This is a genomic window from Corynebacterium sp. 5QC2CO (assembly GCF_024580435.1).
Taxonomy (GTDB): domain Bacteria; phylum Actinomycetota; class Actinomycetes; order Mycobacteriales; family Mycobacteriaceae; genus Corynebacterium; species Corynebacterium jeikeium_D.
Genome location: NZ_JANIKI010000003.1, coordinates 132,779 through 159,486 on the forward strand (window position 1 = coordinate 132,779; position 26,708 = coordinate 159,486).

Annotated in this window: 25 protein-coding genes and 1 pseudogene; 11 read left to right on the top strand and 15 right to left on the bottom strand. The window is 59.1% G+C overall.

Going from position 1 to position 26,708, the window contains the following annotated elements; all coding sequences use genetic code 11:
• The first annotated feature begins 204 nt into the window (after positions 1-204).
• The 4 genes from mca to NQ014_RS04235 all read left to right on the top strand — a co-directional run bounded on the left by mca (position 205) and on the right by NQ014_RS04235 (position 3,601).
• Complete coding sequence (gene mca / locus NQ014_RS04220; RefSeq protein ID WP_049190700.1) at positions 205-1,059, top strand: mycothiol conjugate amidase Mca; 855 nt, start codon at positions 205-207, stop codon at positions 1,057-1,059.
• Between the two features lie 27 nt (positions 1,060-1,086).
• Positions 1,087-1,371: a hypothetical protein gene (locus tag NQ014_RS04225; protein WP_048733974.1), complete on the top strand. Its 285-nt coding sequence runs from the start codon at positions 1,087-1,089 to the stop codon at positions 1,369-1,371.
• A gap of 314 nt (positions 1,372-1,685) precedes the next feature.
• Positions 1,686-2,777 (top strand): 3-deoxy-7-phosphoheptulonate synthase, encoded by a 1,092-nt coding sequence (locus NQ014_RS04230; RefSeq protein ID WP_257073883.1) that lies wholly within the window; start codon positions 1,686-1,688, stop codon positions 2,775-2,777.
• Positions 2,778-2,815: 38 nt separating this feature from the next.
• Positions 2,816-3,601, top strand: coding sequence for an isoprenyl transferase (locus NQ014_RS04235; protein WP_016423188.1), 786 nt, complete (start codon positions 2,816-2,818; stop codon positions 3,599-3,601).
• A gap of 30 nt (positions 3,602-3,631) precedes the next feature.
• Here NQ014_RS04235 and coaA read toward each other — a convergent pair whose 3' ends face one another.
• A complete protein-coding gene (coaA, locus tag NQ014_RS04240; RefSeq protein ID WP_042388837.1) occupies positions 3,632-4,567 on the bottom strand; it encodes a type I pantothenate kinase in 936 nt (311 codons plus the stop codon).
• Positions 4,568-4,716: 149 nt separating this feature from the next.
• Here coaA and glyA point away from each other — a divergent pair, with 149 nt between their 5' ends.
• Positions 4,717-6,018 carry a serine hydroxymethyltransferase gene (gene glyA / locus NQ014_RS04245; protein ID WP_257073885.1) on the top strand — a complete coding sequence of 434 codons (1,302 nt, stop codon included), beginning with the start codon at positions 4,717-4,719 and terminating at the stop codon, positions 6,016-6,018.
• 71 nt (positions 6,019-6,089) lie between these two features.
• Here the strand turns inward: glyA and NQ014_RS04250 are convergent, their stop codons facing one another.
• On the bottom strand, positions 6,090-7,307 hold the full coding sequence (locus tag NQ014_RS04250; protein WP_257073887.1) for an HNH endonuclease signature motif containing protein: 1,218 nt from the start codon (positions 7,305-7,307) through the stop codon (positions 6,090-6,092).
• A gap of 245 nt (positions 7,308-7,552) precedes the next feature.
• On the opposite strand from NQ014_RS04250, the pseudogene NQ014_RS04255 reads away from it, so the two are divergent.
• Positions 7,553-9,336, top strand: a pseudogene (locus tag NQ014_RS04255) (ribonucleoside triphosphate reductase).
• The gene (locus NQ014_RS04260; protein WP_257073888.1) at positions 9,329-10,066 is read left to right on the top strand and encodes an anaerobic ribonucleoside-triphosphate reductase activating protein; all 738 of its coding nucleotides are present in this window, start codon (positions 9,329-9,331) and stop codon (positions 10,064-10,066) included. The pseudogene NQ014_RS04255 and the gene NQ014_RS04260 overlap by 8 nt, the downstream one beginning before the upstream one ends.
• Here the strand turns inward: NQ014_RS04260 and NQ014_RS04265 are convergent, their stop codons facing one another.
• Positions 10,067-10,591, bottom strand: a complete 525-nt coding sequence (locus NQ014_RS04265) for a GNAT family N-acetyltransferase (RefSeq protein WP_257073889.1) — start codon at positions 10,589-10,591, stop codon at positions 10,067-10,069. It lies immediately after the preceding gene.
• Positions 10,592-10,671: 80 nt separating this feature from the next.
• On the opposite strand from NQ014_RS04265, the gene NQ014_RS04270 reads away from it, so the two are divergent.
• Positions 10,672-11,430, top strand: a complete 759-nt coding sequence (locus tag NQ014_RS04270) for an enoyl-CoA hydratase-related protein (protein WP_257073890.1) — start codon at positions 10,672-10,674, stop codon at positions 11,428-11,430.
• A 42-nt stretch (positions 11,431-11,472) separates the two neighbouring features.
• Here NQ014_RS04270 and metS read toward each other — a convergent pair whose 3' ends face one another.
• From metS to NQ014_RS04295, 5 genes are all read right to left on the bottom strand, one after another.
• Positions 11,473-11,640 carry a methionine/alanine import NSS transporter subunit MetS gene (gene metS, locus NQ014_RS04275; RefSeq protein ID WP_048733989.1) on the bottom strand — a complete coding sequence of 56 codons (168 nt, stop codon included), beginning with the start codon at positions 11,638-11,640 and terminating at the stop codon, positions 11,473-11,475.
• Between the two features lie 5 nt (positions 11,641-11,645).
• Positions 11,646-13,256 (bottom strand): sodium-dependent transporter, encoded by a 1,611-nt coding sequence (locus NQ014_RS04280; protein ID WP_257073892.1) that lies wholly within the window; start codon positions 13,254-13,256, stop codon positions 11,646-11,648.
• A 295-nt stretch (positions 13,257-13,551) separates the two neighbouring features.
• Positions 13,552-14,724: an acyl-CoA dehydrogenase family protein gene (locus NQ014_RS04285; protein ID WP_048759734.1), complete on the bottom strand. Its 1,173-nt coding sequence runs from the start codon at positions 14,722-14,724 to the stop codon at positions 13,552-13,554.
• Between the two features lie 621 nt (positions 14,725-15,345).
• Positions 15,346-16,119: an alpha/beta hydrolase gene (locus tag NQ014_RS04290; RefSeq protein WP_257073893.1), complete on the bottom strand. Its 774-nt coding sequence runs from the start codon at positions 16,117-16,119 to the stop codon at positions 15,346-15,348.
• A 43-nt stretch (positions 16,120-16,162) separates the two neighbouring features.
• On the bottom strand, positions 16,163-16,555 hold the full coding sequence (locus tag NQ014_RS04295) for a DUF5997 family protein (protein WP_049189392.1): 393 nt from the start codon (positions 16,553-16,555) through the stop codon (positions 16,163-16,165).
• Positions 16,556-16,595: 40 nt separating this feature from the next.
• Between NQ014_RS04295 and NQ014_RS04300 the strand changes: the two genes are divergently transcribed.
• Complete coding sequence (locus NQ014_RS04300; protein WP_257073894.1) at positions 16,596-17,357, top strand: substrate-binding domain-containing protein; 762 nt, start codon at positions 16,596-16,598, stop codon at positions 17,355-17,357.
• A 63-nt stretch (positions 17,358-17,420) separates the two neighbouring features.
• On the top strand, positions 17,421-18,053 hold the full coding sequence (locus tag NQ014_RS04305) for a GNAT family N-acetyltransferase (protein ID WP_257073895.1): 633 nt from the start codon (positions 17,421-17,423) through the stop codon (positions 18,051-18,053).
• An 18-nt stretch (positions 18,054-18,071) separates the two neighbouring features.
• Here NQ014_RS04305 and NQ014_RS04310 read toward each other — a convergent pair whose 3' ends face one another.
• The 5 genes from NQ014_RS04310 to glpX all read right to left on the bottom strand — a co-directional run bounded on the left by NQ014_RS04310 (position 18,072) and on the right by glpX (position 23,949).
• Positions 18,072-19,670, bottom strand: a complete 1,599-nt coding sequence (locus NQ014_RS04310; protein ID WP_257073896.1) for an MDR family MFS transporter — start codon at positions 19,668-19,670, stop codon at positions 18,072-18,074.
• A complete protein-coding gene (locus NQ014_RS04315) occupies positions 19,660-20,259 on the bottom strand; it encodes a TetR/AcrR family transcriptional regulator (RefSeq protein ID WP_257073897.1) in 600 nt (199 codons plus the stop codon). The genes NQ014_RS04310 and NQ014_RS04315 overlap by 11 nt, the downstream gene beginning before the upstream one ends.
• 188 nt (positions 20,260-20,447) lie before the next feature.
• Positions 20,448-21,221: a hypothetical protein gene (locus tag NQ014_RS04320; protein WP_257073898.1), complete on the bottom strand. Its 774-nt coding sequence runs from the start codon at positions 21,219-21,221 to the stop codon at positions 20,448-20,450.
• A gap of 140 nt (positions 21,222-21,361) precedes the next feature.
• Positions 21,362-22,762 carry a class II fumarate hydratase gene (locus NQ014_RS04325; RefSeq protein ID WP_257073899.1) on the bottom strand — a complete coding sequence of 467 codons (1,401 nt, stop codon included), beginning with the start codon at positions 22,760-22,762 and terminating at the stop codon, positions 21,362-21,364.
• A 161-nt stretch (positions 22,763-22,923) separates the two neighbouring features.
• Positions 22,924-23,949 carry a class II fructose-bisphosphatase gene (gene glpX / locus NQ014_RS04330; RefSeq protein WP_005510610.1) on the bottom strand — a complete coding sequence of 342 codons (1,026 nt, stop codon included), beginning with the start codon at positions 23,947-23,949 and terminating at the stop codon, positions 22,924-22,926.
• A gap of 370 nt (positions 23,950-24,319) precedes the next feature.
• Here glpX and NQ014_RS04335 point away from each other — a divergent pair, with 370 nt between their 5' ends.
• Entirely contained in the window at positions 24,320-24,949 is a 630-nt protein-coding gene (locus tag NQ014_RS04335; protein ID WP_257073900.1) for a DUF4245 domain-containing protein, read from the top strand.
• Between the two features lie 118 nt (positions 24,950-25,067).
• Here the strand turns inward: NQ014_RS04335 and NQ014_RS04340 are convergent, their stop codons facing one another.
• Together NQ014_RS04340 and xseA are read right to left on the bottom strand one after the other, a co-directional pair.
• A complete protein-coding gene (locus NQ014_RS04340; RefSeq protein WP_005510689.1) occupies positions 25,068-25,358 on the bottom strand; it encodes an exodeoxyribonuclease VII small subunit in 291 nt (96 codons plus the stop codon).
• A 61-nt stretch (positions 25,359-25,419) separates the two neighbouring features.
• Positions 25,420-26,655, bottom strand: coding sequence for an exodeoxyribonuclease VII large subunit (xseA, locus tag NQ014_RS04345; protein WP_257073901.1), 1,236 nt, complete (start codon positions 26,653-26,655; stop codon positions 25,420-25,422).
• Positions 26,656-26,708 lie beyond the last annotated feature (53 nt).

Genomic DNA, 26,708 nt, shown 5'->3' on the forward strand with positions numbered 1-26,708 from the left:
ATCTTTCTGGTGTGGCGCGGTGTCCTGCTGCTATGTCGTTCCACCGAGTAGCGATGTTGCGTGGTCATGTGATGCTGCAGCGCTATAGTGGGGCGGTATTGAAACGGTGCTGTAGTAGCGTCGTTGCGGTCGAAGGGCTCCGGCCTCGGCCAGAAAAACGGACTGAGATAGTAGCGGGAGTGACTTCAATTGGCACTTCGTCTGATGGCAATTCACGCTCATCCTGATGACGAATCGAGCAAGGGCGCCGCAACAATGGCCCGATATGCGGCGGAAGGGCATCGCGTCAAAGTGGTGACCTGCACCGGCGGTGAGGCCGGTAGCATTCTCAACCCGGCGATGGATCGGCCGGAGGTGCGGGAGAATATCGCCGCGGTGCGCGTCCACGAAATGGCTGCAGCCGCTGAGATTCTCGGTGTTGAACATGAGTGGCTCGGCTTTACCGACTCCGGTCTGCCTGCGGGCAACCCGGTGCCGGTGCTGTCGCATGGTGTGTTTGCTCGCCAATCGGTCGAGGATGCGACCAAGCCTCTCATCCGGGCAATCCGCGAGTTCCGTCCGCACGTCGTCATTACTTACGACGAAAACGGTGGCTACCCGCACCCGGACCACATCATGACCCATATCGTGTCCATGCGCGCCTGGTTGGAGTCCGGAACGGATAAGTACCCCGAGCTCGGTGAACCATGGGAGATTTCCAAGCTCTACTACACCCACGGTTTCATCAAGGCGCGCCTCATCGCGCTGGATAACTACTACCGTGACAACGGCTTGGAAAGCCCGCTGGCCGAGTCCTTCCGTCGTTGGACTAAGACTCCCGGCGACATCATGACCCGCGTGACCACGCAGGTCGAGTGCGGCGATTACTTCCAGCAGCGGGATCAGGCGCTGCTGGCGCACGCCACGCAGATCGATCCGAACGGGCCATTCTTCGCCGTGCCGGTAGACATTCAGCAGCGCGTTTGGCCGACCGAAGAGTTTGAACTCGCCCGCACTCGCGTGCAGACCGAGCTGCCAGAGACCGATCTCTTCGCCGGTATCGACCCCGACGCGGAATAGTCCGGAATTAACGCTAAGCTGGAACTCATGATTGAAAGCTTCGATGCCTTGGCGGCTCGCACGACAATTTTCCTGGCGCAGAACCCCACTGGTCCGCGGGGTGCTGACTTCGGTAAGGCCTCTCCTATTGGCCTGCTCATCATTGTCGTTTTGCTCATCGTCATCCTGGCTCTCGGCTGGGACCTCTCGCGCCGCGCGAAGCGCATGGCCGCTCGCCGGAAGTTCGCCGAGGCGCACGGTATGGATCCCTTCGATTCCGAGGCCGTGGATAAAGCGATGGCTGCAGCAGAGCAGCGTCGTGAAGCGGAGTAGTTAGCGTCAAGGCATGTGCGCGCCGCTTGACGACGGGTAGTTGCGCGCGCCCCTCGATTGTGTCCCATGTGGCGGGATTTGGAGTTCGAATTGCGGGATTCTAAGCAGTGCGCTACAGTCAAGCACATGCGTATGTGGCGATTTTATTTTTCGAAGGCTCCGGAGGCAGTGACGACATAGTCACAGCCGGCGGCTAATCGTCACGTCGCCACCAACCGGAGCCAAAGGCAGCAGCCCCACCAATAGGGGCGCTGCCTTTTGTCGTATCTACAGCCAAAATGCGCAACTAATCCCCCAGAGAAAAGAGACCTCAGATGACCCCTCCAACTTCCCTCGAAGCCCCCGCCTCGACCGCGAACCGCCGCGTCGTAGCCTTCCACGACCTGCCCTCCCCAGAAGAGGTCATGGCCAAACAGCCTTTGACCCCGAACCTGGTTAACGAAGTGGAGCAGTCGCGACTCGACATCGCCCGCGTCATCGCCCGTGAGGACGATCGCCTGCTGGTCGTTGTCGGCCCGTGCTCCATCCACGACCCCGAGGCCGCCATCGACTACGCCCGCCGCCTGAAGGCCACCGCCGATGAGCTCGACGAGGACCTGCTGGTCGTCATGCGTGTCTACTTCGAAAAGCCTCGCACCACCGTCGGGTGGAAGGGACTCATCAACGACCCCGACCTGGATAGCTCCTTCAAAATCAACAAGGGCCTGCACATGGCCCGCGAGGTGTTGATTGAAGTCCTGCGCACCGGACTGCCCGCCGGCGCCGAATTCCTCGAACCCAACAGCCCGCAGTACATCGCCGACGCCGTCTCCTGGGGTGCAATTGGTGCGCGCACCACGGAATCGCAGGTCCACCGCCAGCTCGCTTCCGGACTTTCCATGCCCATCGGCTTCAAAAACGGCACCGACGGCAACGTCCAGGTCGCCGTGGACTCGCTGGTCTCCGCAGCAAACCCGCACTTCTTCTTCGGCATGAACGACCAGGGCCGCGCCGCCGTCGTCGAAACCGCCGGCAACCACAACTGTCACCTCATCCTCCGCGGTGGCACCTCCGGCCCGAACTGGGACGAGGCATCGCTTAACGACGCCGAAGCCCGCCTGAAAAAGGCCGAGCAAACCGTCAGCATTATGGTGGATGCCTCCCACGCCAATTCCGGAAAATCCGAGGTGCGCCAGGCCGAGGTCGTTGAGGAGCTCGGCAAGCTCATCGGGGGTGGCGACGAGCGCATCACCGGCATCATGATGGAGTCCTTCCTCGAAGCCGGTGCGCAAAAAATTACCGATGGTCGTAAGGGCCTCGTTTACGGCAAGTCCGTCACCGATGCGTGCATGGATTGGGAAACCACCGACCGGCTGCTGCGTACGCTTGCGGCAGAAGTCCGGAAGCGTCGGCAGGCACGCGACTAAGCACAAAGTGGCCGTGCCCATTGGGTAGGGTTACATATGTGAAAGAAAACCAGCCGTCCTCACTCCGGCGCATTGCCTATCCGCTCTACGAGCGCAAACTAGCCCAAGAGCTAGAAGGAAAACCTCGCCCCAAGCACGTTGCCATCATGGCCGATGGCAATCGCCGCTGGGCGAGGGAGGCTGGATTCACCGACGTCAGCCACGGCCACCGCGTCGGCTCCCGCAAAATCGCAGAATTCGTCGGCTGGTGTGCCGAGCAGGAAATCGAGCTGGTCACCATCTACCTGCTCTCCACCGAAAACCTCGGGCGAGACCCCGAAGAGCTGGAGTTACTGTTCGACATCATCGCTGACGTCGTCGACGAATTGGCACAATCGCCTAATGACGTGCGCCTGCGCATGGTCGGCCACCTCGAGCTCCTTCCGGAAAGAATGACCGCCCGGCTGCGCCACGACGAAGAAGTCACCGCGAACAACACCGGCATCCAGGTCAACATCGCCGTTGGCTACGGCGGCCGGCAGGAAATCGTCGATGCAGTACGCAGAATCATCCGGGAATCAGTTGCCGAGGGAATCGATGCTTCCGAGCTTGAGGAGCGCATCACCACCGACGCTATTTCTCGCCGCCTCTACACATCCGGACAACCGGACCCCGATCTAGTCATCCGCACTTCCGGAGAACAGCGGCTCAGCGGCTTCCTACTCTGGCAAACCGCCTACTCCGAGATTTGGTTCACCGATACCTACTGGCCCGAATTCCGCCGCATCGACTTCCTCCGCGCACTTCGAGACTTTTCGCAGCGCTCACGCCGCTTCGGCAAATAACCTCCCTACATCCGGAAAAATTTCCGGATGTTAGAGTTTGCGCATCCGGACCCTCGAAACTTTGTGGTCCCGAGACTTCGTCAGAACCAACGAGGCCCGCACTCGAGTGGGCAGAATATTTTCCGTAAGGTTAGGCAAGTTCACCTGCTGCCAAATGCGTCGGGCCACCTCGGCCGCAGCTTCGTCGTCAAGCGTGGCGTAATCCGCGAAGTGCGCGCCCGGAGCGCGAAACGCTGTCTGGCGGAGACGGAGGAAACGGCTGATGTACCAACGCTCGATGTCCGCGCGCGGGGCATCGACGTAGACACTGAAATCGAAAAGATCGGAAATCATCAGCGTCGGGCCCGTCTGCAAAACGTTGAGCCCCTCGAGAATGAGAATGTCCGGACGGTCAACATCGACGAACTCATCCGGCACCCGGTCATAGAGCGTGTGCGAATACACCGGCGCCTTCACATGCCGCGCCCCCGACTTCACCGCGGTGACAAACCGCATCAACGCACGCTGATCATACGACTCCGGATACCCCTTGCGCTGCATAATCCCACGGCGATTCAATTCCTCAGAAGGGTAGAGGAAGCCATCAGTAGTAACCAAGTCCACCCGCGGATTAGTCTCCCAGCGCTCGAGCAGCACCTGCAGCAAACGCGCCGTCGTTGACTTGCCGACCGCCACCGAACCCGCGACGCCGATAATAAACGGCACCGACGCCCCCTTCGAAGGATTTTCCCCAAGGAAGTTCGACGTTACGGCGTTCAGCTCCCGATGCGCCGCCACACGCATGTGAATCAGACGAGAAAGCGGAAGATAGACCTCGGCGACTTCGTCCAGGTCGATGTTTTCACCGATACCGGAAAGTCGTTCAGCTTCCTCTTCCGTCAGCACCAGAGGCATATTCTTGCGCATTTCGCGCCACTGCTCGCGTTTGAACTCGACGTACGGGCTGGGGGATGTTGCGCGCGTCATACTTCCAATTGTGCCAAGGGGGGCCTAAAACCGGAAAACGGAACAACAAAGGGGGCATACCTGAATGGTGTTGCTTTCGTGGTTTGCCCCATAAAGGGCTAGCATGGCCTGTGGCATTGAAGTTTCATTGAAAGGTCGAAAACCTACTCATGACCGGGTCTAACAATAACGATGTCCGCTACCAATCGCTGCGTGAACTCGATCCCGACCTCGCAGAGGCAATGGCAGGGGAGCTCTCTCGTCAGCGTGACATGCTCGAAATGATTGCTAGTGAGAACTTTGTTCCACGTGCAGTGCTGCAAGCTCAGGGCTCGGTTCTGACCAACAAGTACGCCGAAGGCTACCCGGGTCGTCGTTACTACGGCGGCTGCGAATACGTCGACGTCGTCGAGGACATGGCACGCAACCGCGCCAAGGAGCTCTTCGGCGCTGAGTTCGCTAACGTTCAGCCGCACGCAGGCGCGCAGGCCAACGCTGCCGTTCTGCATGCGCTGATCAACGCCGGCGACAAGATTATGGGTCTCGACCTGGCACACGGCGGTCACCTGACCCACGGCATGAAGCTGAACTTCTCAGGCAAGCTCTACCACGTCGCCGCGTACGGTGTGGATAAGGACACCATGCGGATCGATATGGACAAGGTGCGTGAGCAGGCGCTCGCAGAAAAGCCGGATGTTCTCATCGCAGGTTGGTCGGCGTACCCGCGCCACCTCGACTTCGAAGCATTCCGCTCCATCGCCGATGAGGTCGGCGCGAAGCTGTGGACGGACATGGCGCACTTCGCAGGTCTGGTTGCCGCCGGTCTGCACCCGTCGCCGGTTCCGCATTCTGACGTTGTGTCGACCACCGTCCACAAGACCCTTGGTGGTCCACGTTCGGGCATGATTTTGGCCAAGCAGGAGTACGCCAAGAAGCTGAACTCCGCTGTTTTCCCGGGGCAGCAGGGTGGTCCGCTGATGCACGCTATCGCCGGCAAGGCCGTGGCGCTGAAGATTGCTGGTACCGAGGAGTTCAAGGAGCGCCAGCAGCGCACTCTCGCCGGTGCCCGCATTCTGGCTGAGCGTCTCACCGCTTCCGACTGCGCCGAGGCTGGTGTCGATGTTCTCACTGGCGGCACCGATGTCCACCTGGTTCTGGCGGATCTGCGCAATTCTGAGATGAACGGCCAGGAAGCCGAGGATTTGCTCCACGCTGTTGGCATCACCGTCAACCGTAATGCCGTTCCGTTTGACCCGCGTCCTCCGATGGTTACATCCGGACTTCGTATTGGTACTCCGGCGCTGGCCACCCGTGGTCTCGACGAGAAGGCGTTCACCGAGGTCGCCGATGTCATCGGTACTGCTCTCGCCGCCGGCAAGAATGCGGATGTTGACTCCCTGCGTGCTCGTGTTTCCAAGGTCGCTCAGGAATTCCCGCTTTACGACGGCATCGAGGACTGGAACCTCATCTAATTCTGTGTTTTTGCAGCGCAAGTACCCGTTCTAGCAGTGCGCTAGGACGGGTTTTCCCGTACATCCGGGTTTTAGTCCGGAGGTGGTGGCTCCGGCCCAAGCTGTTTCGTCGTGCCCGCCCGGTATCCGGCGTAGGACCTCCCGGACATCGATGTCACAAATGAGTTGCTGAACAGCGGTGGTCGTGTTTTGTCTGGCGGGCGCCATCGAATATGTCCGGATGTGGGGATGCGTTCAAGGTGGCCGTTGCGTCCTTCCCGGTCGTCGTCGTTGAGCCCGTTGTGTTCCCTGCAGACCATGGTGAGGTTGTCCAGCGTGGTTGTGCCGCCGTGTTTATGGGCGACTAGGTGGTGCGCTTGTCCGCTATAGGCGGGGCGTTCACAGCCTGGCCAGGCGCAGACGGGGTTGTCGATGAGCATCGCGATGCGCTGAGTCTCGGTCGCCAGACGAGGGTTGCCGATGGGAAATAAGTCCGTAATGGCGCTGTGTTCGTCGTAAAGCACGGCCCATCCGGTGTCGGCGAGTAGGGCGTTGAGGAAGACGTCGGGGGCGAGCGCGGAGCCGTTGGTGGTGGCGGCGAAGCGCGGGCTGTAGTCGATGAGGTCTTGTGCGGTGATGATGATGGCGGGTTGGTAGCGCATTTCATCGAGCTTGTCGACGGGTGTTGCGGCACCGGCATACTCGAGACGCTCGGCAAGCGCTTGGCCGACGCAGCGGTCGTGGGAAAACTCCGGATGGGACTTCCGGATTTCTGCGGCGCGGATGGTAAGCGGCGACAGGAGATTGTCGAGCATGTCGGAGGGGCCGGAGATGTGGAAGTGCTTCATTCCCCGGATGTCTACCTTCCGGGAAAACCGGGCGCGCAGGTGCTGGGGTGGTTCATCTTCGGTGTTGAGTTCAGTGAGGGTTTCCCTCATGTAGAGATCGAGTTCTTCGAAGCCGAGGCGCTCGGCGGCAGCGACGAATGTGAGCCGCAGGTTGTCGTGGAGTTCTGCGTTGTTGGCTTGGCGGCTGCGCTTGTCGATAAGCACGCAGGTGTCCAGGCTAAGCCCGAGTTGGCGGGCCAGAGCGGTGGCATCTTCGCGGGCTTTGGTGTTTTCCTCGGTGTCAGCAGGCTGTAGATAGTGGGCGGCCACACGGAGCAAAAGCCGGAGGCGCGCCGGGTCAAGGCCGAGGGTAGCTGCCAGGTGGGAGGTGGCGTCGTGACCGTCGGGACGGGCGGCGTGGAGCTCTGCCAGCGTGTCCATCCCACGCGAGGCGAGGGAAGCGATGATCCCGAGAACTGTCATGCTTTGACTGTAAAAGTCCGGATGTAGGGGAGGGGCGGCTAAACGACGTCCCTGTGGATAACTCGGTGGGTTTGACAGTTTTCCACAACCACAACAGGTAGCGGCAATTAGCGGCGCGGATCGGCAAAGGCGCTGCATATAGTGTTTTGCGTTTATGTAAACAATGCATCTTGTGTCAGCTGGTGACTAGTATCACGCGCCCGTGGACTTACTTCCATGTAATTAACCCGGTAGGGTCGGCAATTATGAATGGTATTGCTATTGACCCAATTGGATGCGTTAATGAATACCTGGATCGCAGTGACTGGCGCGTCAACGCCAACGCCAACCAGGACTTCTCCTACGGCGGCCTCGTCCTCAACGTCGCTGGCAAAGTCATTGCCAACTACTGGCTCTCCGAAGTTTTCTCGGATAAGGCGGCCGCAGCCCATAAGCAGGGAGCAATCCACATCCATGACCTGGATGTTCTCGGTGGCTACTGCGCGGGCTGGTCGCTGCGCCAACTGCTGGAAGAGGGCTTTTCCGGTGTCCCGAATGCCGTGAACTCCGCGCCGCCGAAGCACATGTCGTCGGCATGCGGGCAAATCGTCAACTTCCTGGGAACCCTGCAAAACGAGTGGGCCGGCGCGCAGGCGTTCAGCTCCTTCGACACCTACATGGCGCCATTTGTGCGCCTGGACCACATGAGCTACGACGACGTGCGGCAATGCCTGCAGGAGATGGTCTTCTCGCTTAACGCATCCAGCAGATGGGGCTCGCAGACGCCCTTTACCAACCTCACCTTCGACATCACGTGCCCGGCAGATCTCGCCGAGCAGTATCCGCTCATTGGCGACGAGGTCTGCGACTTCACATACGGCGAGCTTGCCGCCGAAATGGAGCTGATCAACTGCGCGTTCATCGATGTCATGAGTGCCGGCGACGTCGACGGGCGCGTCTTCACGTTCCCGATTCCGACGTACAACATCACCGAAGACTTCGCGTGGGAGAGCACGCTTGCCGACGACATCTTCGCGATGACCGCCAAGTACGGCCTGCCGTATTTTCAAAATTTCATTAACTCTGACTTGAATCCTGGCCAAATTCGCTCGATGTGCTGCCGCCTGCAGCTGGACCTGCGCGAGAGCGTGGCAATGGCCTCTTTGGTTCGGCCGAGCAAACAGGATCCATTGGTGTAGTGACCATCAATCTGGCTCGGTTGGGCTACCTCCACAAGGGCGACTGGGAGGGCCTTATTACCGAACTGGACCACCTCATCGATGTGGCTGCGGATACTTTGGAGCGCCGTCGGGCGGCGGTCGATAAGTTCATGGAGCTGGGCCTTTACCCATACTCGAAGCACTGGCTGGCTTCCTTTGACAATCATTTCTCCACCATCGGTGTCAATGGCGGCAACGAGATGGTGCGCAACCTCACTAACGATGCCACGGACTTGGCCTCGATGGACGGCGAGGCCATGGCGCGCCGCGTGCTCGAGCATATTCGCGCTCGCCTGGTGAAAATCCAGGAGGCCACGGGGCATATGTACAACCTCGAGGCCACGCCCGCGGAGGGCGCGACCTATCGATTCGCCAAAACCGACCGCGCCGCCTTCCCCGACATCCTGCAGGCCGGCACGAAGGACAATCCGTACTACACCAATTCCACGCAACTGCCAGTGGATCTCACCGACGATCCCTTCGAAGCACTCGACGCCCAGGACGAGCTGCAGACGCTCTACACCGGCGGCACGGTTATGCATCTCTACCTCGGGGCATCGCTTGCCGACGGCGCCTCCTGCAAAGCCCTGGTTCGCCGCGCGCTGGAAACCCATCGGTTGCCGTATCTCACGGTGACCCCGACATTCTCCATCTGCCCCACGCACGGCTACCTCGCTGGAGAGCATTTCCAGTGCCCAAACTGCGGAAATGATGCGGAGGTGTGGACGCGTGTCATGGGGTATTTCCGGCCGGTGAGCAGTTTCAACATCGGCAAGAAGGGCGAATACTTCCAACGCACCACATTCACCGCGCCGGTCAGCCATGCCTGACATCACTATCGCCGGGCTGACCCCGTTTTCCATGGTCGACTGGCCGGGCCGCCTTGTCGCCACCGTGTTCACGAAAGGCTGCTCATGGAATTGCCCGTACTGCCACAACCCCGGCCTCCGCGGCACCACCGCTGACAGCGAAAAAGTGCCGTGGGAGGAAGTCACGGGGCTCGCGCGCCGCAGGCGCGGGCTTCTCGACGGCTTCGTGTTCAGCGGCGGCGAGCCAACTCGGCAGCGCGGATTGCCGGCCGCCATTCGGCAGGTTCGTGAACTGGGCTTTGCCGTCGGTCTGCATACCAATGGGATGTATCCTGCGCTGCTAGCGCGCATTCTTGATCGGCAGCTTGTTGATTGGGTGGGGCTGGATATCAAGGCCGCACCTCAGCCGGCTGCCTATGGGCAGGCTATCGGCGCGAGTAGCTTTGCGGCGGCCGAGCGAGCAGCCGGACGCGCTTGGCGCAGCCTGGAGTTGTTGCAAGCAGCGGGTTGCGATTTCGAGGTGCGCACCACGGTCTTCGACTGCCCGGAACAGCTGCGCACGCTCCCAAAGCTAGCGGACCAACTGGCCGACGCTGGGGTGGATAATTGGGTGCTACAGCGCAGTCGGGGCCAAGGTACTGCGGCGGATTTTTGTGGCGCAGCGGACGTCGTCAAGCATGAGCGTGCCGTGGCGATATCGGATGCGATTGCGACGGCGCGGCGAAATTTTCCGGATGTGGCGGTGCGGTAGTTAGGCGCCGAAGGTGTTCAGTGCCTCGCCGGTGAGGCGGAAGGTGTGCCATTCGTCCATGGGGAAGGCACCGAGGGAGCGGTAGAAGTCGATGGAGGGTTGGTTCCACTTCAGGACGCACCACTCGACACGTGAGTAGCCTCGCTCCACGGCAATTCGCGCGAGGTTCTGCAGCAGTGCTTTGCCCTTGCCCGTGCCGCGTGCCTCGGGGCGGACGTAGAGGTCTTCGAGGTAGATGCCGTGGGTGCCTTCCCAGGTGGAGTAGTTGAGGAACCACAGGGCAATGCCGTCGAGGCGCGGGCTGCCACCATCACCGCCACCGCCACCGGCGCCGTCGTCCAAATTTCCGGATGTGGAGTCGACGACGTGGCAGAAAATCGCAGGGTTGTCCCCGAAGAGCTGTTCGCGCAGGCGCTCGGGGGTCAGTCGGACGGCATCGGGTTCTTTTTCGTAGGCCGCCAGGTCTTTGATGAGGTCGACGATCTCGTGGACGTCGTCAGGCGTGGCGGGGCGTGGAAGTGTCATGTGTCCCTTGTTACTCGCGGCGGATGATTTGGTGCAAAAGTGCGTCCGGGGCGGGGGAGATTGCGATAACCTGCAAGGTTATGAGCAACGTTACTCAAGACTTTTCCGACGGCATTCTAGCCATCACCATCGATCGACCGGATGCCTATAACTCCCTGGATAAGAATCTCCGCTTGGAGCTAAAAGCCGCTTTTAAGCGTGCGCAGGAGCCGGATGTGCGCGCTGTTATCCTGCTCGGCGGGCCGAAGGCGTTTTGTACGGGCCAGGACTTGAAGGAGCACATTTCTGACCTGCAGTCCGGCGCCGGCATGGGCAAGGTTGTCGAGGAGTACAACCCGATGGTCGCGGAGCTGACCGCGATTAACGTTCCGGTTATTGCCGCTATCGAAGGTGCTGCGGCGGGTGCCGGCTGGTCGCTGGCGCTGCACTGTGATTTCCGTATCGCGGGTCCGAAGGCGTCGTTCAAGGCGGCGTTCCCGTCGATTGGCCTGGCCACGGACTGTGGCATGTCGGCACTGCTGCCGCGCATGGTCAGCGACTCGAAGGCGCGTGAGCTGTTGTTCTTCGATAAGAAGGTGCTTGCCGACGAAGCCCTGAGCCTCGGCCTGGTCACTGAAGTGGTGGATAATCCAGCGACTCGGGCACGCGAGTTGGCTGCCCAGTTTGCGGCGGGGCCGACGGCCGCGCTGAAGGAGATTAAGGCTCTGCTGCGCCGGGATACCTTGTCTGCTGCTGCGGCGGAGGCGGACGCGCAGGCTCGTTTGGCGGTCTCGGCCGACCATAAGGAAGCGGTGGCCGCTTTCTTGGAGAAGCGACCACCGCGTTTCGTAGGTGAGTAAATCAGATACCTGGAGTGGCAGGGGAGAGGTAGTAGTGAAGAACTACTGCTCTTCCTGCGCTCCTAGTACTTCGCTGGTGAGTTCTGGGTGATCTCCCAGCTCACCGGATACCTCGTCAGGGTGCTTGGATAGGCTGACCAGCGAGACCGCCAGACCGCCCCAGATGACGATGATGAACAGTGCCATCATGACAATTGCGATACCGGACATTTGGCTTAAACCTCCTTGGTTTCCGGAGTGTGCTTGCGTGGCAGGTGTGAGGACCGCTTGAAGTCTGGCGTCACACCGAAGTCCGAGCCCGGAGGGCCATCGAGACGGTGTTGGCCGCGCCAAGGCAGGATGGCCATAATCAGAGCACCGATGAGAATCACGCCGATGACGCCCCAACCAAAGATGTCGATTTGGGTGTCGGAGTAGCCTTCGTAGTTTTCCTGGAAAAGTCCAATGAGCTCCTGGAACAGGATGACGGCGAGAATGACCGGCGTGATGTTTCCGACGAAGATCTGCCACATGGTGCCGACCTTGAACGAGGACACGGCGTTGAGGTGCATGGCGAACTCGTTGGTGCGGCGCAGGATCCAGTCGATTGCGATGATGGTCAGCAGTGCAACCAGGACGATACCGACGTTATTGGTGAACTTATCGACGATGTCGAGGGTTACCAGACCTGAGGTGGTCGGGAAGGCCAGCAGCGAAATGACGGCCATGGCGCCACCGACGGTGAGGGTGGCCTGGACGCGGCCGAGGTTCAGCTTGTCCTTGACTGCGGAGACGACGACCTCGAGCAGCGACATCAGGGAGGTCACACCGGCGATTGCCAGGGAGAGGAAGAACAACAGGCCGAAGACGGAGCCGACGAGCTTTGGCATCTCAGAGATGACCGTCGGGAAGGCGATGAAGGCAAGACCAATACCGGAGGTTGCAACCTCGTCAACGGCCTGACTCGACTGCGTTGCCATGAAGCCGAGGGTGGCGAAGACACCGATACCGGCGAGAACCTCGAAGGAGGAGTTTGCGAACGCGGTGACCAGGCCGGAGCCGGTGAGGTTCGTGCGTGGCTTCAGGTAGGAGGCGTAGGTCAGCATAATGCCGAAGGCCACGGACAGGGAGAAGAAGATCTGGCCGTAGGCGGCAATCCATACGCTGGAGTCAGTGAGTGCGGACCAGTCTGGAGTGAAGAATGCGTCCAGGCCCTGTGCAGCGCCGTCGAGAGTCAGGGAGTAGATGACCACTGCGACGAAGAGGATCGTCAACAGTGGGATGAAGACAATCGAGACCTTACCGATGCCCTTGTCCACACCAGCGGCCAGAATGCCGATGACGAGTACCCAGACAATGAGCAGGACGATGGAAATCGAGGGGACGAAGTCCAGTGAGAAGACGCTCTCGGTGTCGACTTGGAGGAAGTCCTTCATGAAGTGGGTCTCGGCGTCTGGGCCCCAGCTCTTGCGGATGGACTTCCAGGCGTAGATGAAGGACCACGCGATAATAACGGCGTAGTAGACGGTAATGAAGAAGGCGATACCGACCTGGATCCAGCCGATTGGCTCAGCCCAGGGCTTGATGCGACGCATCGACTTCGGTGCGGACCCGCGGAAGCGGTGGCCGATGGCGAAGTCGAGGAAGAGCAGTGGGATACCTGCGGTCAGAAGTGCGACCAGGTAGGGGATAAGGAAGGCGCCACCGCCGGAGTCATACGCGACATAGGGGAAACGCCAGATGTTTCCGAGCCCGACTGCCGAGCCGATGGCGGCGAAAATGAAGGCTGCTCGGGTGGAAAACACCTCCCTTCGCTGAGGGGTAGCGGTCGAGTTGGTTGTGCTCATACCTCTGGAACTCCGATCCTTCATCTCCGGCTCACGCGCCCGCGTGGCCTAAAGGGAAATTGGTGACGTGCATCACCATTACCTAACAGAATCTTAGTATATGAGATGGGTATCTCATTGTATAGTTTCGGTTTTGTCGGGGGTAATGTTTTTGGTGAGGGGCGTGGCACAGGGGAGGGGAGCTCCAATCAAGCCTCGTAAATAATCACCAGCCACCCACTTTGAGGTATGCACAAACCCCGCCAGGAAAACCTGACGGGGTTTGTGTCGAATCAGCTAGGCCGACGTGCGCGATTTACTCTGCGCCGCCCTTGGCGATACGACGGAAGATGATCTCCTTCATGATCTCGTTGGTGCCACCGTAAATGGTCTGGACCTTGGAGTCGAGGTAGTGAGTGGAGATCGGGTACTCGAGCATGAAGCCGTAACCACCGAACATCTGCAGGCAGCGGGTAACGATGTCCTGCTGCTCCTCGGTGGTCCAGTACTTGGCCATGGAAGCACCGGTCTCGTCCAGCTGGCCAGCGTTGTGGGCCATAACGGCCTGGTCAACGAAAGCCTGCAGGGCGGTGACGCGGGTGGCGATGTCAGCCAGGTAGTGGCCGTGGACCTGGTGCTGGATGATCGGGCGACCGAATGCCTCGCGCTCCTGGGCGTACTTGTAAGCCAGGGTCCAGGCGCGGCGGGAAGTTGCGACAGAGCCGCAAGCCAGGGTCAGGCGCTCGTGAGCGAGGTTGGTGCGCAGGTAGCCGAAGGCAGCGCCCTCTTCGCCGAGCAGGTTCTCAGCCGGAACGCGGACGTTGTCGAAGTTAAGCTCAGCAGTGTCCTGAGCCTTCAGGCCGACCTTCTGCAGCGGGCCAGCCTTGGTGAAGCCCTCGAGGTCGGCGTCGACGATGAACATGGAGACGCCAGCGCGGCCCTTGGATGGGTCGGTGATAGCTGCGACGAGAGCGAAGTCGGCCATCATACCGTTGGAGATGAAGATCTTGGTGCCGTTGAGGACGTAGTGGTCGCCGTCCTTCTTGGCGAAGGTGCGCATACCTGCCAGGTCGGAACCTGCGCCCGGCTCGGTCATGGCGAGGCAGCCGATGGTGTCGCCGGCGTTCATGGAAGCCAGGTACTTCTGCTTCTGCTCTTCGTTACCGAACTTGGCCAGGTACGGAGCGACCAGGTCGTTGAGAACGCCGAAGGAAACGACGATGGAACCACAGTCAGCGTTGGAGAGCTCCTCGTTCAGGACCTGGTTGTAGCGGAAGTCCATCTCTCCGCCGCCGCCGTATGCCTCCGGGGTAGACATGCCGATCAGGCCCAGCTCGCCGGCCTTCTTGAAGACCTCACGGTCCGGCTGACCTTCCTTGTGCCAGCGCTCTACGTTCGGGGTGATTTCCTTCTCGACGAAGCCGCGAACCATGTCGCGGAACATGTTGTGCTCTTCTTCGAAGTGAGTACGGGGCAGAAAGTCCTTCATGACATGCTCCTAGAAATATTGTCGTGGAAATTTTGTCTTAAGGCCTTTTCATACGCTGCAGATAAACGCGATGGCCTCGGTTCATCGTCATAGTGACTATGACTGTTGTACCCCATTATGCACGAGTGTGATGAGAGACACTTGTTTTTTTAAAAGTTTTTTCCCGATTGGTGACGTGAATTTGCTTGACGACGGCCATTGCGCCCAGTCTTCCCGGAAAACTACCCCCGTTGCGGTTGGGGGTGCTATTGAATTCGGGCAATCACTGACAGCCGACAATGTTAGGTAATGCTAACCTACAGAGCCAGGTGAATGGCTATTTTTGTCATGTCCGCTAGTCGGACTGCTGGGGCTTTGGGGCGGAGAGTGTAAGCGTTTGAGATGGCCGTCATGGGGGTGATTAACGAAACATTCTCGTTTTCTTATTCCCATTAGTGCTGGTGGTCGTTAGTATGAGCATCAGGTGGAGACCGGTTCGCTTGATTATCCGAGCTTCTTCCACTGCAGTCATAGCAACCTCCAATTGCACTCGAAAAAATGACGCGACCCGTGCGCCGTCCCTGTGGAATGGACAGCGAGCAGGTCGCGTCATTTTTTATTTTTTATTGCTGCGATTAGGCGCTAGTCGGCAATCCCATCAATGTGCGCCAGCAGGGCAGAATTGTAGTACTCCGGGGTCTCCTGGTTAAGCAGGTGCTTGGCCGGCGAAATGACGACCATGGTCGAGCCCGCGATGCCGTCGTGAAGCGAAGTGACGACGTCGAGAGACGTAGAGGTGTCCTGCTTGCCGGCGATAACCAGCGTCGGAGCGGTGATCTCGGCGAGGCGCTCGCGGGTATCGAAGCGGGACAGTGCGCCGCAGGCACCGATGTAGCCGTCATCGGGGCAATCTGCGATCATGTCGCGGAAGCGGGCTGGGAGTTCGGGTGTGGTGTCGAAGCACTTATCGGTAAACCAGTTGCGGACGACAGTATCGGCGAGCGCGACCGTGCCCTTGTCGCGCACGAGCTGGGCCTTTTCCTGCCAGGCCTCGGGGGTGCCGAACTTCGGCGCCGTCGACGACAGCGTCAGGCTGGCCACACGGTCGGCGTGTTCTAGTGCGACGGTCTGGGCGATGGCGCCGCCGAGAGATAGTCCCACAAAATGTGCGCGGTCAACATCCTCCTCGTCGAGGACCTCGATGATGTCGGCGGCCAGGTGACTCATGTCCCACTCGCCCTCGGGGATGGGGGATTCGCCGTGGCCGCGGACATCTGGCGTGATGACCTGGTACTTTTCGATCAAAGCGGCTACCTGCGGCTCCCACATCTCCTGTGTGGTGCCCAGCGAGCCGATCAGGACAACCGTACCGTTGCCCCTGTGGTTGATTGCATGTGCGGTGTAGTCGATGGCCACGGGAAAACCTCCTTGAAGACGTCAGCTGTGTCGGCTGTGTCTGCTATTTCTCGGCGTTGCGAGCAGCTTCAGCGGCAGCCCGACCGGGGCCGTCGTCCTTCTTGGACTCTGCCTCAGCGGCTTCCACGCGCTGCTTCGCCATGGACTCACGAGCGGCCTCCAGCCACTCCGGCATCTGCTCGAGCAAATCCTTAATCTCCGCCGTTGTCAGCGGCTTGTCCATGTCATTCTTCTTCAACGCCGTGATAGTAATGCCCAGCTTGCGGGCAACTTCCGGGCGCGGGTGCGGTCCGTTGCGGCGTAGCTCAGCGAGCCACTCCGGCGGATTGGACTGCAGTTCCGCAAACTGTGCGTGCGAAATCTCACCAGTGCGAAATTCCTCGGGTGTTGCCGGGAGGAAAATGCCAAGTTTCTTGGCTGCGGTTAGGGGTTTCATGGGTTCAACGCTAGCACCCATTCGAGTAACCTTGCGGAGTATGTCAACCCCTGAACCAGCCGTCCTGCGCATCGTGTTCGCCACCGGCACCAGTCCCGAGAAGTGGTTTCGCCGCTTTAGAGATCGGATTCCGGCAACACTGCGCACCCACGCCGCCGACGATCCGATGTCCGACCTGGTAGGCGGTGCCGCTGACATGGCGCTGGTTCGGTTAGAGTCTGAAAGCTCGCTGCCCGAGTCGCTCCATCGCATCAGGCTTTACGACGAAGCCTGGGGCGTGGCCTACGAAAAAGAACACGTATTCTCGCTCACAGAGTCCGTGCCGGAGGAGCTGTTGGCGGACGAAACTGTGCTGCTGACCTCCGTGGATGCGGACGAGCTGCGACAGATGCTGCCTGTCGCAGCCACTGGTGCAGGTGTCGTAGTGGGGCCTCGCACGATTTTGAAGGCGCTATCGAAGAAGGCGGTGGCCTCATCGAACTTGGTGGCCGAGGAAGGTGCCACAGATCCGCTGTCCCGGACAGCTATTTGGTTGGTGTGGCCGAAATCAGAGGACGACGAGCTCCGGCAGGAGTTCGTCGGCATTGTGCAGGGGCGTCGGGAGGGATCGACACGCACGCAGCTGGGGCGCAGGAAGTCTGACGAGCACCCGAAGAAGTTGTCGGCCCGAGAAAAGACGCTGGCCAAGCAAGCCCGTCGCAGGGCCGCAAGTGGCGTCGTAAAGCATGCAAAACCCACTGCGAAGGGTCGTGGCGGGCGCGGTGGACGTGCGGCTGGCGGGCGGCCGCGCAAGAGAAAGTGATTTTTTTAAAATATTTTTACGGTTTCGTTCGACGCGCACCGAAAAATTAGCGACACTGTAAGTATGGCAGAAAAGAAGCGCGATTTCACGATCCGAATGATGCGTGAAGAGGACTATCCACAGATCCAAGAGATCTACGAGATTGGCCTTGATACAGGACATGCATCGTGGGAACATTCGGCACCCGAATGGGACGAATTTATCGCTCTAAAGCGCGTTGACCTGTGTTATGTCGCAGTCGATGCGGAGAATCCAGACAAGATTTTGGCATGGGCCTCAGCCGCGCCAGTGTCTAAGCGTCCGATCTTCAACGGTGTCATCGAAGACTCCATCTACGTCCACCCGGACGGCCAGGGGATGGGGCTGGCAGCGACGATGCTGCAAAAGCTTATCGACGATGCCACGGAGCGCGGCTGCTGGTCGATTCACTCGTGGGTTTTCCCGGAGAATGTGGGATCGCTAAAGTTGCATCGAAAGCTTGGCTTCCGAGAAGTGGGCATCTACCATCACATGGCCAAGATGACCTACGGCCCGATGGCGGGGCAGTGGCGTGATGTCATTATTCTGGAAAAACTGCTGGAAAAGCCGGAGGAGCGTGCGCTGAAGCGCGTCCAGGAAGAAGCAGAGGCCGCCGGCGAGCCGAACCGTCCGATTCTGGAAAAGCTTGACCGCGCCGACGGCCAGGTGGGGGCGTAGTAGGAGGCTGTCGAGGTTTTACTCGACGGTCTCCTTCAACGGATCCTCACGGACGAAGAACACAATGATTGCCGCCAGGACAATAACTGGCGTCAAGTACAAGAAGATCGGTGTCAATCCATCGTTGTAGCTGGAAATCAGCGCTTCGTGGATTGGCGCCGGCAAACTATCCAATACCTGCGGAGTCAGGGAACCGATGGACTTGGAGGAAAAGCCCTCCGGTTCCATTTGCTTTGCGAACTCCGCGGCAGCCTCGGGGGAGGCGGCCTTAATCTGCTCGATGGCAGCCGGGACACGCTCGCCGGCCAAGTCCTTCATGCGGTGGATGAAGATCGAGCCCACGATGGAGGAGCCCACCGCGCCACCAATCTGGCGGAAGAAGTTGTTAGCTGCTGTAGCAGTACCGACCATTGCCACCGGGAACGAGTTCTGAACAATCAGAACCAGAACCTGCATACCGGTACCCAGACCAAAGCCCATGATGAACAGGTAAATACCGAGCTGCCACAGCGGCGTAGAAGGCTCCAGGGTGGACAGCAAGTACAGCGACACAGCCATAATCATCAGACCGATGAACGGGTAGAAGCGGTACTTACCGGTGCGCGAAATAACCTGGCCCACACCAATTGAGGTCAGCAGCATACCGACCATCATCGGAGTCATCATCAAACCGGCCGCAGTTGGCGACATCGAGTGCACCATCTGCAGGTAAGTCGGGATGTAAGCCATCGTGCCGAACATCGCGATACCGAGAATCAGACCGGAGGAGGTCGTCAGCACGAAGTTCCGGCTGTGGAACAGGTGCATTGGGATTAGCGGGTTGGAGACGCGGGTTTCAGTGAAGAAGAACAGCGTCCACGAAATTGCCGAAGCAATGACCAGCGAAATGATGGTGCCCGACGTCCACGCATACTGCGTGCCACCCCAGGTTGTGGTGAGAATTAGCGTGGAGGCAGCAGCGGTGAGGAACATCGTGCCGATGTAGTCGAAGTTGCCCTCGCTCTTGCGGCGCGGCAGCTTCAAGAAGGCAGCGGCAGCGACCAGTGCAATCAAGCCCATCGGGACGTTGATCCACAGACCCCAGCGCCAGCCCGGGCCATCGGTAAACCAACCGCCCAGCACCGGGCCGAGCACGGAGCTCAGGCCAAACACAGCGCCCATGATGCCCATAAACTTACCGCGCTGACGTGCAGGGATAACCTCAGCCAGAATGGACTGAGAGGAGACCATCAACGTACCGCCAGCAAATCCCTGGAAGGCACGGGCAGCAATGAGAAGGCCCATCGAGTGGGTGATGGCGCCGATGACGGAGCCCACCATAAACAGGACAATGCCCATCATGAACAGGCCCTTGCGGCCAATCATGTCACCGAGCTTGCCGACAATCGGCATTGCCACAGTCTGTGCCAACAGGAACGCAGAAATGACCCACGACATGTGGTCGACACCGCCGAGCTCGCCGACGATGGTCGGCAGCGCGGTGGAGAAAATCATCTGCCCCAGCGAGCTCATCAGCATAGTGAGAATGAGCGCGAAGAAGATGATGCCCAAGTGTGATTCGTTGTCAGAAACCGTAGTGTTGGTTTCGCTTTGGACAGTGGTGTTACTAGCGGTCACTAATCCTCCTCCTAAAATTTGTAACGGCGTGTGCAGCGTCGTGAAGCGGTGTATCTGTATTGAATTCGTCCAGGTGAACGGATGAATAAAGGACACATTCGCGAACAAATCCAACCGACAGTGATACCTCGGCCTCCAGTGGAAGCTCCGGGTGGCTGCGCGAGTTCGGATCTATTTCGAAATAGCGCTCAAAAGCGGAGCGAACTCGGCGCATGGAGTTTCCAAAGTTGGAGATAACCACCGTGGACAGTTTCGGCTCGTTACGCAGGATTTCCTGGATGCGGTCACGCAGCATGCGACGAAACTCGTCAGTAGCTCCCAGAGCCTGATACCTGCGAAGCTTGTTGCGCTTTTCGGCCTCAATGTGATCGAGCATGTTAGCAATCGGGTCTTCGTGTTTCTGAGAGACGAATTGCTCTTCATCCTCGGCATCGAACGACATAATGCCGTTGCCGAAAATGGACTGATCCTTGGAATCGAAATAATTGAAGAATGTTCGTCTACTAGTGCCGGCTCGCTCGCAGATGTCTTCGATATTGACATTGTCATATCCGCGGTCGAGTACCAGCGCAGTGGCGGCATCCGCCAAATTACAGTGCGTTTTGAACCGTTTTAGTTCGCGTAGCCCGCATTCAGGACGCTCCCTGGAATGTTGACCATTGCTTTGTTCTTGCACGGAGTGAAAGTTTACACCCTGTGCAATCATGTGCAAGTTGATGTATCAACCTGGGATTTTCTGGGTAAAGTAGACCAGTTCAGTCTTGCCCTAGTCCCTCGCTAGTGCTCTTTCACAAGCTCGTGCTCGAGCGCAGGCTGCAGTGAAGTGAAACGGAACTCATGGCCGACCTTTGCCAACACCACCGCATCGACACCATCGAGCAAGTCAGGCGCAGGCTGGGCAGTATCCCACAACCGCGCCCCACCATCACCATCGCCGTTCTCACCCGCCGGCCGCGTCTGCTCCGGTCGGCGCACCAACGACACAACCGTGTGGCCCGCGGTCATCAGCAGCGCACGCAACTGCGTGCCGACGGTCCCCGACGCACCCGTCATCGCCACCGTCAGCGGCTTCGGAGAATACCCAAGATAGGAAGAGAGCTTATCGACGGCATCAAGATCACCGGCAACCTTGGTAGCGCGATAAGAAAACATTGACCGAAGTCCCGGTACTGGCACCTTTGTAAAAACGGTATCTACCAGCGCTGTTGCCTGACCTGCCCCCGTAAGACTGATGGCATCTTCCAGGCGATGAGTGTGACGCCAACCAGTAAGCGCAGCAAAGGGCTGGTTGGTTACGACATCTACAAACTGTTTCCCCGGCTCGAATTCTGCGCCTTGATGCTGTGCAACCCATCTGCCGCCTATGGGCAGGGAGAACACCGTGGTGCCGTCGACAAGCGACGACGCCTCAGACTTCGGTGACATCGGAATCAGCCCTGGAGTGAGACGCGTGACCGCGCCGGGCCGTGCGAACCACTCGGCGACGCGAGCGCGCGGAAAATTGACGGTGTGATGGAAGATTTTGTCAAAGGTTCGCAGGCGGGTGCTCATGTCTGCCACGGTAAGGCAAAGTGCGGATTCGTCAAGTGGACATGAAAAATCCCCTCCCAGAAAGTTGCCGTAAAAGCGGCAACCGACTGGCAGGGGACTAGTTTTATCTAGCCACGGCTAGCGTGGCAGAAAACCTGCGATTAGTCGCGGTCGGTGTTTGCCATGTCGAGGACGTTCAGGCGCTTGTCCAGCTCTTCCTCGGTCAGCTTCTCGCCGTCGACAAAGCCCATGTCGATAACAGTCTGACGGATGGTCTTACCTTCCTTGAGAGCAGTCTTAGCGACCTTAGCTGCGTTCTCGTAGCCGATAGCGGAGTTCAGCGGGGTGACGATCGACGGGGAGGACTCAGCCAGAGTCTTCATACGCTCGACGTTCGGCTCGATGCCGTCAACCAGCTTCTCAGCGAAGACGCGAGCGGTGTTGGCCAGCAGCTTAGAGGACTCCAGGACGTTACGTGCCATGACCGGGATGAAGACGTTCAGCTCGAACGCACCGTTTGCGCCAGCGAAGGCGACAGCGGCGTCGTTACCCATGACCTGTGCTGCGACCTGGGTAGCGGTTTCACACAGAACCGGGTTGACCTTGCCCGGCATGATGGAGGAACCCGGCTGCAGGTCCGGCAGGTGGATCTCAGCGAGACCGGTCAGCGGGCCGGAGCCCATCCAGCGAATGTCGTTTGCAATCTTGTTCAGGGAGACAGCAACCGAGCGCATAGCGCCGGAGAACTCAACCAGACCGTCGCGGTTAGCCTGAGCCTCGAAGTGGTTCTGCGCTTCCTTGAGCTCCTTGACACCGGTGAGCTCAATGAGCTGCTCGGTGACCTTGGCGCCGAAGTCAGCCGGGGTGTTTAGGCCGGTACCGACAGCGGTACCACCAATTGGCAGCTCGCCCAGACGCGGCAGGGTGGCCTCGATGCGCTCAATGCCAGCCTCAATCTGGCGAGCGTAACCGGAGAACTCCTGACCCAGGGTCACCGGGACAGCGTCCATCAGGTGAGTGCGGCCGGACTTAACAACGGTCTCCCATTCCTTGGCCTTCTTGGCCAGGGACTCCTGCAGAACCTTCAGGCCCGGGATGAGGTCCTTGACAGCGGCCTCAGTGGCGGCGACGTGAGTTGCAGTCGGGAATGTGTCGTTCGAGGACTGGCCCATGTTGACGTGGTCGTTCGGGTGAACCTCAACGCCGTTGGCCTTTGCGATGGACGCAATGACTTCGTTGGTGTTCATGTTGGAGGACGTACCCGAACCAGTCTGGAAAACATCGATCGGGAACTGGTCATCGTGCTTGCCGTCAGCGATCTCCTTGGCAGCAGCGACGATTGCGTCTGCCTGCTCTGCAGACAGCAGACCGCGGTCCTTGTTAACAATGGCGCAAGCAGCCTTCAGCAGACCCATAGCGCGAATCTGCTCGGACTCCAGCGGGCGGCCGGAGATAGGGAAGTTCTCAACTGCACGCTGAGTCTGTGCGCGCCACAGGGCGTCAACCGGAACCTTGACCTCGCCCATGGTGTCATGCTCGATGCGGAACTGCTGCTCTGTCATTCGTTGCCTCTTTCATCTAGGGAACTTGAGTGCGCGCGACAAGCGACTGTTGTCACATACGGTTAGGCATGCAACTCACACCAGTAGCGCATTCGCCTTCAAGTATGAATCAGATTGATAAAAAAGTGGTGCCCTGAGGGCACCACTAAAGGGGTAGTTACTTACAGATCGATGTCAGGCATCTCGCCCTTGCCGTAGTCGATGCTGGCGTACTTGCGCAGCTTCTCCAGGGAGTGGAAAGCCTCGATGCGGCGAATGGTGCCAGATTTGGAGCGCATAACCAGGGAACGGGTCCATGCACCGTTACCGCGGTAAGCGACACCGCGCAGCATGTCACCGTTGGTGACACCAGTGGCAACGAAGTAGCAGTTGTCGGATGCGACCAGGTCATCGGTGGTCAGAACACGAGAAAGGTCGTGTCCAGCGTCGAGAGCCTTCTTAATCTCAGCCTCATCGCGCGGATGCAGTTTGCCCTGGATTTCGCCGCCCATACACTTCATAGCGCATGCAGTGATGACACCTTCTGGGGTGCCACCGACGCCCATCATGATATCAACGGAGTTCGTGTTCTGAGCTGCGGCAACAGCACCTGCCACGTCGCCATCGCCAATCAGACGGACCTTGGCGCCAGCTTCGCGGATATCGCGAATCATGTCAGCGTGGCGCGGGCGATCCAGTACGACAACAGTGACATCTTCCGGGCGCAGCCCCTTTGCCTTAGCGACGACCTTGATGTTGTGCTCAACCGGAGCTTCAATGTCAATCTTGCCGGCAGCTTCCGGGCCAACGGCAATCTTATCCATGTAGAACACTGCTGACGGGTCGTACATGGAACCGCGGTCTGCAGCAGCAAGAACAGCGATGGAGTTCGGGCGCCCCTCTGCCATCAGTGTCGTGCCGTCAATCGGGTCAACTGCAATGTCGACGGCAGGGCCTTGGCCGTTGCCGACCTTCTCGCCGTTGAACAGCATCGGAGCTTCGTCCTTTTCGCCCTCGCCAATAACAACGACACCGTTCATAGCCACGGTGTTGATGAGCTGGCGCATGGCATCGACGGCAGCGCCGTCGCCCTTTTCCTTCTGACCACGACCGACCCACTGACCAGCTGCCAGTGCAGCGGACTCAGTAACTCGGACGAGCTCCATCGCAAGGTTGCGATCTGGTGCTTCAGGATTCGAGGCGTTCATTGAATTCTGGCCCTTCCGTCGTTTTTTAGAAACTCTTTTGAGGTTTGAGAATGTGCTGGGAGACGCCACGCCAGGAAACTGGGTTTAGCGCTGCAACAATTTCTATTAAACGATGTTTGGCGCATCCGTTTTAGCGCCATTGCATCTGTTACTAGTGTTCCACCTTTTTTATGTTCAGGGGTGGACGCAGTGCCAAAGTGGGGGGAGCTTCAGGGCTAAACCCCCACATCACACGGGTATCAAAAGTTTGTTCTGGCGTCGGTTCGCTTGACGACGTCGATAGCGTCCGTCATCGACTATTGCCAGCCATGGCTATCTGGATGCAACAGATGACTAGGTTCGTTGCGGGGCCTTTGGCATACTTGAGCGCGTGGCGAATGAGAAACCTAGGATTTTGCAGGACAGTCGAGACATGATTCTCACCCTCGTGGTGATGTTCCTTGCGGTAGCTGTCACCATCGGCTTTACCGGCCTGTGCAGTTTTAACCCCGGGAAGCCGGAAAACGGTCCGGTGCACGAGGTTGATGCCGCTCCATTCGTGAACATGGAGGCTCGGCGCGTGGATTATCCAGTTCGCCTGCCGAAGGTGCCTGAGGGCTGGACTTCAAACTCGACCCGCGCGGGTATGGCGGCGGGGAAACAGACGACCATTATTGGGTATGTCACCGCTAGCGGAGCATTCGTCCAGGTCACGCAGACAGATGCGGAAGCTGGCCAGCTGCCGGATGACGGTAAGAACCGTCTCCGCGACGGTACCACTGACGTGGAAGGTACAACCTGGACTAAGTATGTTCCGGCTGAGGACAACGTGCGTCGCGTATGGGTTGGGGACCTCCGTGACTCCCGCGCAATTATCGAGGGCACTGCCAACGACGAGGAGTTCACACAATTGGCGGCGGCTTTGCAGAAGGCCGAGCCAATCGATCCGGACGCGACAATGCCGGATTTGTCACAGCCGCAGCAGACTGCGTCCGAGGCGCCGTCCGCACCAGCAAAGTAAGCCGAGTAGAGCACTCACCTGGTTTGGTAATCCCAACTAGGGCTATAAAATAGCTGAACTCAGCTATCAGCCAGAAGACGAGAAACGATATGAACTGACGATCGTTTCTCGTCTCTTTTTAGTCCTCATCGCCCACATTCTCGGCAGAAGCCGAGACATCCTGATTCTTGCTGGCCAAGGCAGCTTCAACCTTTGCCCGGGCGCCAGCCAAATGCTCCTCGCAGCGGCGGGCCAGCGCCTCGCCTCGCTCCCACAGCGCCAGGGATTCATCCAGGCTCATCTGTCCGAGTTCTAGGAGCTTGACGGTCTCGACCAGCGCATCTCGAGCCTGCTCGTAGCTCAGGTTCTCTACCGGTACCTGTTCCTCCGAAGAGGGAGCCTGACCCGCGCCGAAAACATTGTCATTCATTAGCGAATACGTCCTTCACATCTAGTAGTTAAAGCTTCAAGGTTGGAAAAGTCATTGCTTACTAATTCGCCGGCTTCGTAGCTAGCGTCGCTGCAGAGATGGAGCCGTCACTGACGCGAATTCGCAGTTGGGAACCCATCGGAGCATCTGCAATAGAGGTCACAATCTGTGGTTCCGGCTGAGTAGCCGACTGTGCCTGCACGATGGCATAGCCGCGAGCGAGTGTGGCAGAGGGGCCAAGTGCTGAAACCTTGCCTCGCAATCCCGATACCACTGCTTCCTCGCGTTCCAGACTGCGGTGGATGAGAAAACGCAGCCGATCCACTTGCGCCGTGACAAACTCTTCACGCACGCGGATGGGAGTGAGCGGATCGCGCAGTACCGGCCGCGACGTCAAATCCCGCAGAGTCGCTACTTCACGGTCAACCCATCGCCGCAGAGATGCCGAGGAGCGCTCACGCAGCTGTGCAATGAGGCGGCGTTCCTCAGCAGCATCGGGCACTGTTTTCTTGGCTGCATCCGTCGGTGTGGCAGCACGTAAATCAGCGACGTAATCCAACAGCGGAGTATCCGGCTCGTGCCCGATTGCAGAAACCACCGGTGTCGTCGCCTTACTCACCGCACGAATCAGCGCCTCATCTGAAAAAGGCAGCAAATCTTCGACACTTCCACCGCCACGGGCGGCGATGATGACATCGACCTCCGGGTCGGCGTCGAGCTGTGCCAGCGCCTCAATGATCTCCGGAACAGCCTTGGCTCCCTGCACAATTGTGTTGATTACCCGGAAATCCACCTCGGGCCAGCGGGCACCCGCGACCGAAAGCACATCGCGTTCAGCCGCCGAACCGCGACCAGTAATCAACCCGATCTTGTTGGGGAGGTAGGGCAGAGGGCGTTTCAGCCGTGGATCAAAAAGGCCTTCCGCCGCTAGCGCCTGGCGCAGCTGTTCCAGCCGCGCCAATAGTTGCCCCAACCCCACGGGTCTCCACTCCGTAGCCCACAGGGAAAACTGCCCCCGCCCGGCATAAAACGCAGGCTTGCCCAAAACCACTACGCGGTCGCCGTTGCGCAACGGATTATTGCGCAGAGCCGCCGTAGAACAAGTCACCGACACCGAAAACTCCGCGGAGGTGTCACGCAGAGTGATGTAGGAGAGCTTCCAGCTCGGCTTGGAGTTGACCTGGGCGATTTCCCCCTCTACCCAAATCTGTCCAAGGCGCTCAATGTAGTCCTTGACTAACTGGTTCAGGCGTCGAACCTGAACCGGTTTCTCGGCCGACGTTTCCAATTTCGACATACATCAACACTTACACGATGGGGCGGATCGCCCTGCTAATAAACGCACGTTGC